This window comes from Flavobacterium sp. LHD-85 (genome assembly GCF_030929595.1).
Lineage (GTDB): Bacteria > Bacteroidota > Bacteroidia > Flavobacteriales > Flavobacteriaceae > Flavobacterium.
On sequence record NZ_JAVFVR010000007.1, the window covers coordinates 23,414 to 38,430 of the forward strand.

The 15,017-nt window shown below is 33.3% G+C and carries 10 protein-coding genes; 8 read left to right on the forward strand and 2 right to left on the reverse strand.

Going from position 1 to position 15,017, the window contains the following annotated elements; translation table 11 throughout:
- Positions 1 to 28: 28 nt before the first annotated feature.
- The 5 genes from RB618_RS13150 to RB618_RS13170 all read left to right on the forward strand — a co-directional run bounded on the left by RB618_RS13150 (position 29) and on the right by RB618_RS13170 (position 8,330).
- Positions 29 to 4,567 carry a translocation/assembly module TamB domain-containing protein gene (locus RB618_RS13150; protein ID WP_308069147.1) on the forward strand — a complete coding sequence of 1,513 codons (4,539 nt, stop codon included), beginning with the start codon at positions 29 to 31 and terminating at the stop codon, positions 4,565 to 4,567.
- 309 nt (positions 4,568 to 4,876) lie between these two features.
- On the forward strand, positions 4,877 to 5,863 hold the full coding sequence (pfkA, locus tag RB618_RS13155; RefSeq protein WP_202003945.1) for a 6-phosphofructokinase: 987 nt from the start codon (positions 4,877 to 4,879) through the stop codon (positions 5,861 to 5,863).
- Between the two features lie 94 nt (positions 5,864 to 5,957).
- Positions 5,958 to 6,962, forward strand: a complete 1,005-nt coding sequence (gene gap, locus RB618_RS13160) for a type I glyceraldehyde-3-phosphate dehydrogenase (protein WP_012026555.1) — start codon at positions 5,958 to 5,960, stop codon at positions 6,960 to 6,962.
- Positions 6,963 to 7,093: 131 nt separating this feature from the next.
- Positions 7,094 to 7,945: an N-acetylglucosamine kinase gene (locus RB618_RS13165; protein ID WP_308069148.1), complete on the forward strand. Its 852-nt coding sequence runs from the start codon at positions 7,094 to 7,096 to the stop codon at positions 7,943 to 7,945.
- Between the two features lie 10 nt (positions 7,946 to 7,955).
- Positions 7,956 to 8,330, forward strand: coding sequence for a methylglyoxal synthase (locus RB618_RS13170; RefSeq protein ID WP_044048067.1), 375 nt, complete (start codon positions 7,956 to 7,958; stop codon positions 8,328 to 8,330).
- On the opposite strand, the gene RB618_RS13175 is transcribed toward RB618_RS13170, so the two are convergent.
- Positions 8,311 to 8,691 (reverse strand): Rid family detoxifying hydrolase, encoded by a 381-nt coding sequence (locus RB618_RS13175; RefSeq protein WP_308069149.1) that lies wholly within the window; start codon positions 8,689 to 8,691, stop codon positions 8,311 to 8,313. The genes RB618_RS13170 and RB618_RS13175 overlap by 20 nt on opposite strands.
- Positions 8,692 to 8,719: 28 nt before the next feature.
- Positions 8,720 to 11,422: a putative LPS assembly protein LptD gene (locus tag RB618_RS13180; RefSeq protein WP_308069150.1), complete on the reverse strand. Its 2,703-nt coding sequence runs from the start codon at positions 11,420 to 11,422 to the stop codon at positions 8,720 to 8,722.
- A gap of 82 nt (positions 11,423 to 11,504) precedes the next feature.
- Between RB618_RS13180 and RB618_RS13185 the strand changes: the two genes are divergently transcribed.
- The 3 genes from RB618_RS13185 to RB618_RS13195 are packed head-to-tail and all read left to right on the forward strand — an operon-like array spanning position 11,505 to position 14,986.
- Positions 11,505 to 12,626, forward strand: coding sequence for an N-acetylmuramoyl-L-alanine amidase (locus RB618_RS13185; RefSeq protein ID WP_308069151.1), 1,122 nt, complete (start codon positions 11,505 to 11,507; stop codon positions 12,624 to 12,626).
- A gap of 50 nt (positions 12,627 to 12,676) precedes the next feature.
- On the forward strand, positions 12,677 to 13,642 hold the full coding sequence (locus tag RB618_RS13190; RefSeq protein ID WP_308069152.1) for an MlaD family protein: 966 nt from the start codon (positions 12,677 to 12,679) through the stop codon (positions 13,640 to 13,642).
- A 6-nt stretch (positions 13,643 to 13,648) separates the two neighbouring features.
- Positions 13,649 to 14,986: a (Fe-S)-binding protein gene (locus RB618_RS13195; protein ID WP_308069153.1), complete on the forward strand. Its 1,338-nt coding sequence runs from the start codon at positions 13,649 to 13,651 to the stop codon at positions 14,984 to 14,986.
- Positions 14,987 to 15,017: the final 31 nt, after the last annotated feature.

Below are 15,017 nucleotides of genomic sequence, written 5' to 3' on the forward strand. Positions count from 1 at the left end.
GAAAATAATATCTAGAACCCTAATTGGGTTGATTTTACTTTTGTTAGCACTCGCTATCATACTGTCTCTTCCTGTCGTTCAGACACAGATTGCCAATTATGTTACCAACTCATTAAATGAAGACTACAAGGTTAATATTAATGTTGAAAAAACGGCAATCAATATTTTTGGCGGAGTAAAATTGAAAGAAGTAACGATTTTGGATCATCATAAAAAAACGATGATTTATTCGGATATCATTACAACTGATATTGCTAGTTTCAGCAGATTGTTAGATGGGGATTTGATTTTTGGAGATTTACGTCTGACAGGTTTGATTTTTAATTTGAAAACCTACAAAGGCGAAGATGAAAACAATATCAATAAATTTATTGAGGCTTTTGAAGTAAAGGATACTCCTAAGAAAAAATCAACGAAGCATTTTTTGCTAACAGCTAAAAATGCTTATATCGAAAAAGGAAGATTTTCTGTTGTTGATGAAAATAAAACCACTCCTAAATTTCTGGATTTCACAAAATTAAATGCTTATATAAGTGAGTTTAAATTGTACGGTCCAGATGTAAATACAAACATCCACCGATTTTCATTTATGGATCATCGCGGATTGTATGTTTCTAATTTTGCTGGGAAGTTCAGTTATACCAAAAAACAGATTATGGTTCAAAATCTGGCTATTAAAACCAAAAGATCTTCCATTTATGGTGTAGCAATTTTAAATTATAAACCTTCAGATTTTCTTGATTTTACAGATAAAGTTAGATTTGATGTTTTGATAGATTCTTCTTCTATTGCAACAAATGATATTCGCCATTTTTATGATGGTTTGGGTAAAAATCAGCATTTTAAACTGAAAACAAAATTAGACGGTCCGTTGAATAATATGACGCTTACAGGATTGAGGCTAAGCGACACAAATGGATCAAAAATTAATGGAACAATCAATTTCAGAAATCTTTTGGGTAGTAAAACGCAGAAGTTTTCTATGGATGGAAAGTTTAACAAACTGCTTTCTAGCTATGATGATTTGGTAGTTTTGCTTCCTGGGGTTTTAGGAAAAAGACTGCCTAAAGAAATGAAGCGAATAGGTAAATTTAATATTGTCGGAAAAGCCAAAGTTTCGACGACAGCATTAGAAACCGCTTTTAAAATTGCTACAGATGTCGGAAATGGAGAAGTAGATCTTCATTTGAATAATATGGATTTTATTGACAAAGCTTCGTATTCTGGAAATATTGTTTTAAATGGTTTTGATATTGGAGCTGTTTTAAATAGAAAAGATATTGGAAAAACTACATTGAATCTTGATGTTGATGGAGTGGGCTTTACAGAGAAATATTTGAATACGGCTATTAAAGGAGATATTTCGAAATTGGATTACAATAAGTACACCTATAATAATATAGTAGTAAACGGCAATTTTAAGCTTCCTTATTATAAAGGGCAAATTGCGATAAACGATCCGAATTTGAACTTAAGTTTTGATGGACTGCTGGATTTGAGTAAAAGAGAGAATCGTTATGATTTTCATATCAATGTCGAAAATTCAGATTTAAGAAAGCTTAGGTTTGTAAGCGATTCAATCTCACATTTTAAAGGAGATGTCGTAGTTCAGCTGACTGGAAATTCTATTGAAAACCTTCAGGGAGATATTTTTATTAATGATGCCGAATATCAAAACCCAAAAGCAACTTATGCTTTTGATCAAGTGAATTTGAATTCTAGTTTTGATGCAGATCGTTTGAGAACCATTACGATTAGTTCAAATGATGTTGTAGACGGAAAAATTGTGGGTAAATTTAGATTCGATCAATTAGATAAATTGGTTATGAATTCTGTGGGTAGTTTATATACCAATTACAAACCTTATAAAGTTCGAAAAGGACAGTTCCTGCGTTTTAATTTCCGTGTTTACGATAAAGTGGTTGAAATGCTTTATCCGCAAATAAATATTGATTCATCTACGGTTGTACGAGGGAAAATTGATTCAGATTTACAGGAATTTAAATTCCGTTTTAGATCCAAAAAAATTACAGCCGATAAAAATACATTCGATAATATCCGAATTAATATCGATAATAAAAATCCGCTTTACAACGCGTATGTCGAATTAGACAGTATTAAGACTCCTTATTATAAGATACGTGATTTTAATTTGATTAATGTCACAGCTAATGATACTCTTTATGTGCGTTCAGAGTTTAAAGGAGGAAATGAGGGAGAAGATTACTTTAATCTAGATTTGTATCATACAATTGACAAGAGTAAAAATAATATTGTCGGAATCAAGAAATCTGAAATGAAGTTTAAGGATTATATCTGGTACTTAAATGAGGATGCTGAAAAAGACAATCAGATTATTATTGATCAATATTTTAAAAACTTCACGTTCGATAATATCGTTTTATCTCACGAAAATCAGAAAATTGATTTAAATGGAGTTATAAAAGGAGCAGATTATAAAGATCTCGAACTGACTTTTGAAGATGTTGATATTAATAAAATCACACCCGCAAATTCCAAGTTTGTGTTTGACGGTAATTTGAATGGGAGTGTCAATTATAAGCAGAATAAAAATGTTTATCAGCCCACGGCATCCATTAAAATTGATCATCTGGTCATGAATAAAACGGAATTGGGTACGCTTGATTTTGATATTTCTGGAGATGAAAGCTTTAAAAAGTTTACAGTTAATTCGTCCATTCAGAATGGTTTTACCGAATCATTTAGGGCAAATGGAACTTTTGCGATAGAGAATAAAGAAACGATCATGGATATGAGCCTGAAACTGGAAGGTTTCAATTTGGCCACTTTAGGAACTATTGGCGGAGATGTCTTGTCAAATGTTAGAGGTTCTGTTTCTGGAAATGCTGCTGTTGTAGGGAATTTGAAGAAACCAGAAATTAACGGGCGCCTCTATGTGGAAAAAGCAGGAATGACGATTCCGTATCTAAATACAGATTACGAACTTAGTGATCGAACGGTAATTGATTTAACTAATGAGAAATTTCTGTTTAGGAATAATCAGTTAACCGATACTAAATATGGTACAAAAGGTTTGCTGAACGGAAGCATAGAGCATAATAATTTTGGTGATTGGAAATTAGATTTAAATATTACTTCTAAGCGATTAGTTGCGCTTGATACAAAAGATAGTGATGATGCGGCTTATTTTGGAACAGCCTTTATAAATGGAACAGCCAGTATAAAAGGTCCTGTAGAAGGTTTGTTTATTAAGGTAGATGCAAAATCTGAAAAAGGTACAGAAGTTAAGATTCCGATTAATAATGCGCAAAGTGTTGGCGAAAGCAGTTGGATTCATTTTGTAACGCCAAAAGAAAAGTATAATCTTGAGAACGGAATTGTTGAAAAGACAAGAGATTATAATGGACTTGAGTTGGAATTTGATTTTGATATTACGCCAGATGCTGAAGTAGAAGTTATTTTAGATCGAAATTCTGGTCATGGTATGAAAGGAAAAGGGTATGGATCGCTTTTGTTTAAAATTAATACGTTAGGTAAATTTAATATGTGGGGAGATTTCCAGGCATATGAAGGAACTTATAATTTTAAATACGGTGGACTTATCGATAAAAAGTTTACGGTTAAAAAAGGTGGTTCGATTATTTGGGAAGGAAACCCAATGCGTGCACAGCTGAATTTGGAGGCAGTTTATAAAACCCAAGCCAATCCCGCAGTACTTTTAGATAATACGTCTTCATTCAATAAAAAAGTACCTGTAGAAGTTGTTATTGGGTTGAGAGGAGATTTGGCCAGTCCTGAACCTAACTTTGATATTCAGTTTCCATCGGTTAGTAATGTTTTAAAATCGGAGATACAGTATAAATTGGATGATAAAGATATTCGCCAGACGCAAGCGCTTTACTTATTATCAACAGGTTCATTTATGAGTACCGACGGATTCAGTCAGGGAGATTTTTCTGGAACATTAACAGAGACTGCTTCGAGTTTGTTAGGAGGAATTATTAAATCGGATAATGATAAAGTAAATATAGACTTAAATTACATTGCTGCAGACAGAAGAACAGGGCAGGAGGTTGATGGTCAGTTTGTGGCCAATATATCGTCTCAAGTAAATGAACGAATTACGATCAATGGTAAATTAGGAGTTCCAGTTGGAGGTGTAAATGAATCTGCTATTGTTGGAGATATCGAGATCTTGTACCGTGTAAATGAAGATGGTACAATGAATCTTCGTCTGTTTAATAAAGAAAATGACATTAATTATATAGGACAAGGAATTGGTTATACGCAAGGAGTCGGTATTTCTTACGAAGTAGATTTTGATACCTTTAGCGAGCTTGTCAACAAACTGTTTAAAAATCATAAAATTGAAAAAGCAGTAAAAGGTTCTTCTCATGATGATCTTCAAGACTCCTATCTTCCTGAGTACATGAATTTTTCAAGCAAGAAAGATTCAGAAAAAAACAAGAAAAAAGCAAAAGAGGACGAGGAGAAAAGAAAAAAAGAAGAGGAAAAGAAGAAAAAAGACCAGAAGCAAACCGATTCTAATAATAATCAAGGATTAATTCCAGACAACGATTATTAACACTTTGTTAAAAATACACTTTTATAAAATCATTATTCTCATAATGGTTTTTTTTGTGCTAAATTTAAGCCCTCTAATAAAATTTTCCATGTGAGCGGGAAATTCTGATTTTTATAACACTTCATCAGGGTATTGTTAATTTTGACGATTTAATTAAAAAAATACTGTTTTATTATTTTTAATGAAATTTTTTCCTAGAAAAAACTTATTAACGAAAACGTTTGAATTTAACAGATTTTATTAATTTATGATAATCGTAACCCGAAAAGTGCTGAATGTTTGCTAATTTTACACTTTAATACTTAAATAATGCCAAAAACAATAAAAAAAGTAGGTGTTCTTACCTCAGGAGGAGATTCACCTGGAATGAATGCTGCAATACGATCAGTTGTTCGAACTTGCGCATACCATAATATAGAATGCATCGGAATTTATAGAGGGTATCAAGGAATGATTGAAGGAGACTTCAAAGACATGGGACCACGAAGCGTAAATAATATTGTAAACAAAGGTGGAACGATCTTAAAATCGGCTCGTTCAGTTGAGTTTAGAACGCCTGAAGGTAGAAAAAAAGCACACGAGAACCTAGTTAAGGCTGGTGTTGATGCTTTGGTTGTTATTGGTGGTGATGGTAGTTTTACCGGAGGATTAATTTTTAATTCAGAATTTGGCTTTCCAGTAATGGGAATTCCTGGTACAATCGATAATGATATTTATGGTACAAGTTTTACTTTAGGGTACGATACAGCTTTAAATACTGTTGTAGACTGTATAGATAAAATTCGAGACACGGCAAGTTCTCATAACCGTCTTTTCTTTGTAGAGGTTATGGGTAGAGATGCTGGTCACATTGCTCTTAACGCTGGTATTGGTGCAGGAGCAGAAGAAATCCTTATTCCTGAAGAAGATTTAGGATTGGATCGTCTTTTAGATTCACTTCAAAAAAGTAAAGCGTCAGGAAAATCATCTAGTATTGTTGTTATTGCTGAGGGGGATAAAATTGGTAAAAACGTATTCGAATTAAAAGATTATGTTGAAGCAAATCTTCCTGAGTATGACGTAAGAGTTTCTGTTTTAGGACACATGCAGCGTGGTGGTTCTCCATCTTGTTTTGACCGTGTTTTAGCAAGTCGTTTAGGAGTAAAAGCAGTAGAATCTTTAATTGAAGGGAAATCTAACTACATGGTTGGTCTTCGTGAAGATAAAGTGATCTTGACTCCGCTTGAGCAGGCTATTAAAGGAAAATCTGAAATTGATAGAGAATTGTTAAGAGTGTCAGACATTATGTCGACATAACCAATATAAAGTTTAAAAAAGAAAGAGAAGTTTATTGTGAGGAAATTAGACTTTGAATTAGTGTAATAAAAACAAAAGCAAAAAATTTAGTAAAATGTCAAAAGTAAAATTAGGAATAAACGGATTTGGACGTATCGGAAGAATCGTTTTTAGAGAGTCTTTCAATAGAGATAATGTAGAAGTTGTTGCAATCAACGACTTGTTAGACGTAGATCACTTAGCTTATTTATTAAAATATGATTCAGTTCACGGTCGTTTCAACGGAACTGTAGAAGTTAAAGAAGGAAAACTTTATGTAAACGGAAGAAACATCCGTATCACTGCAGAAAGAAATCCTGCTGACTTAAAATGGAACGAAGTTGATGTAGATGTAGTAGCTGAATGTACTGGTATCTTCACAACTATCGAAACTGCAAGTGAGCACTTAAAAGGTGGTGCTAAGAAAGTAATCATTTCTGCTCCTTCTGCTGATGCTCCAATGTTTGTAATGGGAGTGAACCACGAAACTGCAAAAGCTTCTGATTTAGTTGTTTCTAACGCTTCTTGTACTACAAACTGTTTAGCTCCATTAGCTAAAGTTATTCACGATAATTTCGAAATCGTTGAAGGTTTAATGACTACTGTTCACGCAACTACTTCAACTCAAATGACAGCTGACGGACCTTCTAGAAAAGACTGGAGAGGTGGACGTGCTGCTGCTATCAACATCATTCCTTCTTCAACAGGTGCTGCTAAAGCGGTTGGAAAAGTTATCCCATCTTTGAATGGAAAATTAACTGGAATGTCTTTCCGTGTTCCTACTGCTGACGTTTCTGTAGTAGATTTAACTGTAAAAGTGGCTAAAGAAACAACTTACGAAGAAATCTTAGCTGTATTGAAAAAAGCTTCAGAAAACGAAATGAAAGGTATCTTAGGATATACTGAAGATGCAGTTGTTTCTCAAGACTTTATTTCAGATAAAAGAACTTCTATTGTTGATGCTGGTGCAGGAATCGGATTAAACTCTACTTTCTTCAAATTAGTATCTTGGTATGACAATGAGTACGGATACTCAAGCAAATTAATTGATTTATCTGTACATATTGCAGGTTTAAAATAATAATATATATTTTTGCAAAATCCCGTTACTTTACAATAACGGGATTTTCTTATTTTGTTACTTCTATAATTAATGTAAAAACTACACTTTTAAATTAAAAATAGAGAAACCTAATTCCAAAAACTAAACAAATGAAATTAATAGTTGACAGTGGATCTACTAAAGCCGATTGGATTGCGATAGATGATAATGGAAAAGTATTATTCACAACACAAACTTTAGGATTAAATCCTGAAATTCTAGACGAGCCAGAAATCATAGAAAGATTAAACGACCGTTTCGATATTTTACAAAACAAAAAAAATGCTACACATTTATTCTTTTATGGTGCCGGTTGTGGTACAGACAGAATGAAAGAGTGGTTGAAAAGAATTTTTCAAGAATATTTTGCTAACGCAATAGTAGACGTTCAAGAAGATACTTATGCAGCTGTTTATGCTACAACTCCAAAAGGAGAAGAAGCGATTGTTTCTATCTTAGGAACAGGTTCTAACTGCAGTTATTTTGATGGAAAAGTATTGCATCAAAAAGTTCAATCATTAGGTTATATCGTAATGGATGATTGCAGTGGTAACGTTTTTGGAAAAGAATTAATTAGAAAATACTATTTTAATAAAATGCCTAAAGAATTGGCTGTTGAACTTGAAAAAGAGTACGATGTTGATCCTGATTTTATTAAAAACAAATTATACAAAGAACCAAACCCAAATGCTTATTTAGCGACTTATGCTAAATTCTTGATTAAGCATAAAGATACAGAGTTCTGCAGAAAAATCATTTTCAAAGGAATGAAGTCTTTCGTTAAGAATTACATCAAACAGTTTGATAACTGCAAAGAAGTTCCAGTGCATTTTGTTGGTTCTATTGCGTTTTATTTGAAAGATGAATTACAAGAGACATTCAATAAATATGAACTTCAATTAGGTAATGTTTTAAGAAGACCTATTGATGGATTAATTGCTTACCATGTCGCTAATCAATAGTTCTGGTTTTATGGAAATTGCCATTATTGCTCATGATGGAAAAAAAGCAGATTTAATTGATTTCTTAATCAAAAATGAAGCTGTTTTGCACAATGAAAAAATAAGGCTTATTGGTACTGGTACTACGGGAGGAAAAGCAGAAGCAGCGGGGTTTAAAACTCAAAGAATGCTTTCTGGTCCGCTCGGCGGAGATGCGCAAATTGCAGGAAGAGTAGCGGAAGGAATTACGCAGATGGTTTTCTTTTTTAAAGATCCTTTGTCAAGCCATCCGCACGAGGCAGATATTAATATGCTAATTCGTGTTTGCGATGTGCATAATGTGCCGCTCGCAACGAATGAAGCAACGGCACAATTATTATTAGATGCTATTGCACAGCAATTATAGAAATTTCTACATTAACATTTTTTGGCAAACAAGCCACTTGAACCGTTTCACGAGCTGGAGCGGTTTTTTCGTTAAAATACGAACCGTAAACAGTATTTATTGCTCCAAAGTTATTCATGTCCATGATGAAGATAGTTGACTTTACAACGTTTTCAAAAGTCATGTCTGCGGCTTCAAGAATAGCGGCAATGTTTTTCATAACTTGAGTAGTTTCATCATTAATATTGTCTGTAACCAATTCTCCTGACTCAGGATTGATTGCAATTTGTCCAGAAGCATAAAGTGTGTTTCCAGATAATACGGCTTGATTATAAGGTCCGATTGGAGTCGGAGCTTTCTCGGTAAAGATGATTTTTTTCATAATGAAATTATTTTGATTCGAAAGTAGTTTATCTATTAGAAACGCTTCGTTTGTTCCATTTGATATCGCTAAGCATACCAGATTTAATTCCGATGAAGAAGTTCCAGTTAGAATTTGTTCCTAATGGCTGCCAGTTAAAGGCCATTCTCCAGCTTAATAAATCTCTCTCAAAACGGAATTGCGTAAAGGTAACTCCTTTCTGTACAAAATCGTAACCTGTAGAAACTCCTGCTTTCCATTTAGGAGTAAGGTCGGTATTGATAGAAATCATGATAGAGTTTCCAGAAATAGTGTTTTCTCGCTTTATGTTTGAGTATGTTAACGAATAGGCAAGTGTCATATCCCACGGAACCTTAGAGTTGAAGAATTCTGTAATTGCATCATCTCGCTCAGGTTCGTCGGCAAACTGGCTGTTACGGCTGTCATTTAAGTCTGTATTAGTACCAAACAAGTCATCGTTTCGTCCACCGTTTCGCTGGCTCTGAGTATTTTTTTCTTTCTCTTTTCCGGTTCCCTTATTTGAGAATGAATAGTTCACAGTTACGTTTGCACTTGTCATTCTAAATAAACTTCCGCCATTGTCAATGTTGAATTTGTCAATTTTGTTACCACCATTATCAATTGCATAAGGATCTAATGTTGCACCAAAATTCATATTCATTTTATTGTCAAAAAACTGAGTTCCACCACTAACTAATACAGGTTGCCATCCAAATGTTGACTTTCCATCAGCATTGAAATTATAGCTTGTGCTAAAGTTTAAGTTGTTTAACAGCATAATCTTTTTAGGTTCTGTTTTTGTGCTGTCGCGATCTCTTACTTTAGCTTCAAAAGTATTGCTCAAGGCAAAACCAACAATGTTTGAATTGTCTTTTCCTGGTGCTCCGTATAATCCGTTTTCAAATCTTGTATACTCAGAGGTAATTCTTCCAGAAGCATCGACTGCATACGTATCGTAATATTTTTCAAAACTTGGAGTATAGGCATAGGTAATGCTCGGACGCATTACGTGTCTAATAGACTGGATTCTTTTATCGTCACCAAAATTAAAGGTTCCGTAAATAGTCGTACCTAAATTAGTGCTGAAATTGTAAGTTCTAAAAGAGTCAAAACCATTAACATTTATGTTAACTGTTTGCGCAGTGCTAGGGTCGTAAACTTTTTGGATGGTTTTGTTTACCCATGTTTCCTGATAAGTTGTAGATGCTCCTGCACTAAAATATTTGAAAATTTTGAAGTTTGTGCTCAACGGAATTGTATGCTGCATTCCTAATTGGGCATCATCAAACATCTGCGGTTTGAAGAACAAAGAATCTTTTGTTTTAAAATAGTTTTTACCACTTACGTTATATTGTAAGTTGATGTTTTTAATTAATCCTTTCTTTACGCCATTTTTTCCAACAAAAGGATATACACGATCAATACTTCCTTGTAAAGACGGAAGTGTCATGATAATGTCTTCTGTTTGCGTATTCTGACTATGAGTTGCAGATAATGATATGCGCGAACCAGGAATAGTATTAAATGTTTTGTTGTATGAAATAGACGAGCTTAACGTGTTATTTAAGTTCGAACCTATGTTTGCTTGGTTGATAGATTGTTTAAAATACTTACTACTACCCATGTTGACAGAAGCAGAGAAAGTAGAATTTGGATTTGATTTGGTGTCTTTAGAGTGTGACCACTGAATATTGTAAATATTTTGTTTTGAATAATCAGGATAACCACGCTCACTATTAATTAAATTCTCGAAACGAATGTTGACATTTCCTCTATATTTATATCGCTTGGCATACGCCGATTCGAATCGCATGGCATAACTTCCATTGGTGTAATAATCTCCAAGTACGGTCAAATCGTAATTATCGCTTAGTGCAAAGTAATAACCTCCATTTTGCAAAGAAAACCCACGTGTATTAGAATCGTTATAGCTAGGAATAATGATACCAGAAACACTTTTCTCCTTACTTAACGGAAAAAAACCATAAGGCAATGCAAGCGGAGTAGGGACATCAGCAATTACCATTTGTGTTAAACCGGCAACAATTTTTTTACCAGGCACAAATTTAATTCTGCTGGTCTGAAAGTAGTATTCGGGATTGTCGATATCTTGAGCAGTGGTAATACGTGCTCCTTTTAAAAAGTATACAGAGTCGTTTTCTTTTTTAGTGACAGAAGCTTTGATATTTAACTCGCCTTGTTTTGTTCTCGAATTATAAATTAAAGCCTTTTTGGTTTTAAAATTAAAACGGATAGAATCTGGCTGTACCTCACTTGCTCCTTGTTTGAAGTTAGGGTATTGAGTTAAAACGCCAGCAGAATCTTTAATTCTTCCTGCATAAACTTCGTCTTTTTCATAATTAAGAACAATTATACCCGATTTTAATTCTACATCTTTATAGTATAATTCAGCTTCATTATATAAAGTGATCAGCTTTTTTTTCTGGTCAATTTTAGCATAATCTTTTGCTACATATCTTACTTTTCCATCCAAAAAAGTCTTTTTTGGTTTAACGGTATCAAGTTTTATGGTGTCTGTAATCGCAGTGTTTTCTTTATCTGTTTGTTTTACAGCAGGTAAAGGTTTTTTTTTGTTTTTTATTTCTTGCGAATATAAATTACCACAACCTATAGTTAGGAAAAATGATATAAAAACGATATTAAATAAGTTTGTATGCAAAGGTTTAAATGCTATTTTTGTAAAATTATGGCTTGTTTTTTGACATGTCAAACTTACATATAATTTTTTGGCAAAAATAATCAATTCTAAAAATTATAACAGCTGCATTTTATTAAAATTAACTTTTAGATTTATGAATAGAATTAACAAATTTAAAGTAATATTTACTTTATTTCTAATAATATCGTCCTTTTGTGCTCAAAGTCAGTCAAATGTGTTTAAGGTTACGCTAGATGCGGGACATGGAGATCACGACTTTGGAGCTGTTTATAGCGGACGAATTGAAAAGAATATTGCTTTAGCTATTGTTTTGAAAGTTGGGAAGATTTTAGAACTTAATCCTAATGTTAATGTAATTTATACTCGTAAAACAGATGTTTTTATAGATTTGGTTGAAAGAGCCAATATTGCCAACAGAGCAAATTCGAATATTTTTGTTTCTATTCACTGCAATGCCAATAAAAATACAGCTGCCGACGGAACAGAAACTTATGTAATGGGTTTAAGTAAAGTAGCATCAAACCTTGAAGCTGCAAAAAAAGAGAACTCGGTAATTACTTTAGAGAAAGATTATAAACGTAAATATGAAGGTTACGACCCAAATTCTCCAGAATCTATGATTGGTATGACTTTGATGCAGGAAGAATATTTAGATAATAGTATTACGCTTGCTACTAAAATTGAGGAGAATTTCGAGAAACTAGGAAAAAAACTTCGTCATGGAGGAGTAAAGCAAGCTCCTTTTATGGTACTTCATAAAGCTTATATGCCAAGAGTTTTGGTTGAAACTGGATTTGTTTCTAATCCGACGGAAGGAAATATTCTGAATTCTGAAGAAGGTCAGGATGATATTGCAAGAGCAATTGCAGAAGCGATTTTAAGTTATAAACGTGAATATTTTGGGACAGGAGCGGAAGCTGCTGAGAGTCGGCCCGTAAGAGATACTACGCCAGCAAAGCCAAAAACAACTACACCAGTTGCGGTGGCAAAAAATGCTCCAAAAGGAACATTTTTTAAAGTGCAGCTTATTGCAAGTATCAAAAAAACACCTTTAGAGCCTAAAAATTTTAAAGGGTTGAAAAATGTAACGATGGTATACGAAAATAATATTTATAAATATTTCTACGAAGAAACTCCAAGTTACGAAACAGCTCAAAAATATCTGCAAGAAGCTAAAAGTAAAGGATATGGCGCAGCGTTTTTAGTAGCAACTAAAGATGGAGAAAAAATCAGTATTCAGGACGCGATTAAATAATAAGCACAAGTTCGAATATTTATATTAATTTTGTACAAACACTTAGAATTTTGAAACTAACAAGAGAAATTAAAACGGCTATTTTAGTCATCGTATCTATTTTATTATTTATCTGGGGATATAGTTTTTTAAAAGGTAGAGATCTTTTTACTAATTATACTGTATTATATGCTGAATACGATAATGTTGAGGATTTATCACCATCAGCTCCAGTAACATTAAACGGACTTGCAATTGGTAAAGTAAGTAAAATTACAATTGATGCAGTAACTGGTAAATTACTAGTAGAACTTCAACTTAAAACAGATTTTCCAATTTCTAAAAGCAGTTCAGCTGCAATTTATTCTCCAAGTTTAATTGGCGGAAAACAAATTAAAATCGTTCCAAATTTAGCTGATAAAGAATTAGCCGAAGACGGGCAAAAATTAGTGTCTACTGTTGAATTAGGATTGACAGAATCACTAGGAGGGAAAATTGAACCAATTCAGCAAAAGCTTGATAAAATGCTTTTGAATATTGATAATTTGGTTACAGGATTAAATAATACTTTAGATAAAAATACTCAAGAAAATCTAAAGAAAACAATTGCTGAACTTAGCCAGACAATGACACAGTTTCATAAAGCTTCTGGAAGCATTAACACTATCTTGGATACTAATAAAGGACAGATTAATGGAATAGTTACAAACTTCAATAAAATGTCTGGCAATTTCAATAAAATTTCAGATTCATTAAATAAAGCAGATTTAGGAAAAACGGTTCGCAACTTGAACGAAACTTTAGCTAAGGTTGATGTTTTAATGAGCAACCTGAATTCTGGAAAAGGTACAGCAGGAAAAATACTTAACGATGAGGCATTGTATAACAACCTGACTAAAACTTCAAAAGAACTTGAATTGTTATTGCAAGATCTTCGTCTTTATCCAACTCGTTACGTAAACGTTTCTCTTTTCGGAAAGAAAAATAAACCATACGTAGCACCAACTGAAGAAACAAACTCAACTGATAAAAAATAATTGTAAATGAGTTATTTAGATAATATTTTATTCGCGATACTTCTTATAGTAGGTTTCGGTTTTTTTGCAGCGAGCGTAAAAAAAATCATCCGAAATATAAATCTGGGAGTCGATGTAGATCGAAAAGATAATCCTAAAGCTCGTTGGAAAAACATGGCATTGATTGCTCTTGGGCAATCAAAAATGGTGAGACGCCCTGTTGCAGGAATCCTTCATATTTTTGTATATGTTGGTTTTATAATAATTAATATCGAATTATTAGAAATAATCATTGATGGACTTTTTGGAACACATAGAGTTTTTGCGCCTTATTTAGGTGTTGTTTATGATGTTCTAATTGCTTCATTTGAGATATTGGCAATACTTGTAATTATTGCTGTAGTTACTTTCTGGATCAGAAGAAATGTAATTCGCTTAAAGCGTTTTATTAATTCTGACTTGAATGGATTTCCAAAAAGCGATGCCAATTACATTCTGTATTTTGAAACAGTTTTAATGATTCTGTTTTTATTGATGAATGCATCTGATTTGCATTTGCAGAATGTTCCAGGAGGATATTCTCATTTTCATAAAGCAGGAAGTTATCCAATTAGCCAGTTTATAGCGCCAATTTTTAATGGTACATCAAACGAAGTTGTTGGATTATTATTCGAGGTTTTCTGGTGGCTGCATATTATTGGTATTTTAGTTTTTATGAACTATTTGTACTTCTCAAAACATTTGCATATTCTTTTGGCTTTCCCGAATACCTATTTTGCAAACTTAAAACCAGAAGGGCAGTTTGATAATCTAGCTTCAGTTACAAAAGAGGTAAAATTAATGATGGATCCAAATGCAGATCCGTTTGCGGCAGCACCAGCTGACGAAAATGCACATCCGGCTAAATTTGGTGCAAGTGACGTTCAGGATTTAAACTGGGTTCAGTTGTTAAATGCATATACGTGTACAGAATGCGGTCGTTGCACTTCTTCTTGTCCAGCAAATCAAACCGGTAAAAAATTGTCTCCACGTAAAATTATGATGGATACAAGAGATCGTTTGACTGAAGTTGGTAAAAATATTGATGCCAATAAAGGTGTTTTTGTTCCAGATAATAAATCACTTTTAAACGATTATATTACTCCAGAAGAATTATGGGCTTGTACGTCTTGTAATGCATGTGTGGAAGAATGTCCTGTAAATATTAGTCCGTTGTCTATTATTATGGATATGCGTCGTTATTTGGTAATGGAACAAAGTGCTGCTCCAATGTCATTAAACGCAATGATGACTAATATTGAAAATAATGGTGCGCCTTGGCAGTACAGCCAGCAAGACCGTTTAAATTGGAAAAACGAGAATTAAGATTTATTGTTTAATCGGTTAGTTGTTTAAC

Bases quoted from the DNA above. Each gene is read 5' to 3' on its own strand.
- pfkA (WP_202003945.1), top strand. From the start codon at position 4,877: ATGCCAAAAACAATAAAAAAAGTAGGTGTTCTTACCTCAGGAGGAGAT.
- gap (WP_012026555.1), top strand. From the start codon at position 5,958: ATGTCAAAAGTAAAATTAGGAATAAACGGATTTGGACGTATCGGAAGA.
- RB618_RS13165 (WP_308069148.1), top strand. From the start codon at position 7,094: ATGAAATTAATAGTTGACAGTGGATCTACTAAAGCCGATTGGATTGCG.
- RB618_RS13170 (WP_044048067.1), top strand. From the start codon at position 7,956: ATGGAAATTGCCATTATTGCTCATGATGGAAAAAAAGCAGATTTAATT.
- RB618_RS13175 (WP_308069149.1), bottom strand. From the start codon at position 8,691: ATGAAAAAAATCATCTTTACCGAGAAAGCTCCGACTCCAATCGGACCT.
- RB618_RS13185 (WP_308069151.1), top strand. From the start codon at position 11,505: ATGAATAGAATTAACAAATTTAAAGTAATATTTACTTTATTTCTAATA.
- RB618_RS13195 (WP_308069153.1), top strand. From the start codon at position 13,649: ATGAGTTATTTAGATAATATTTTATTCGCGATACTTCTTATAGTAGGT.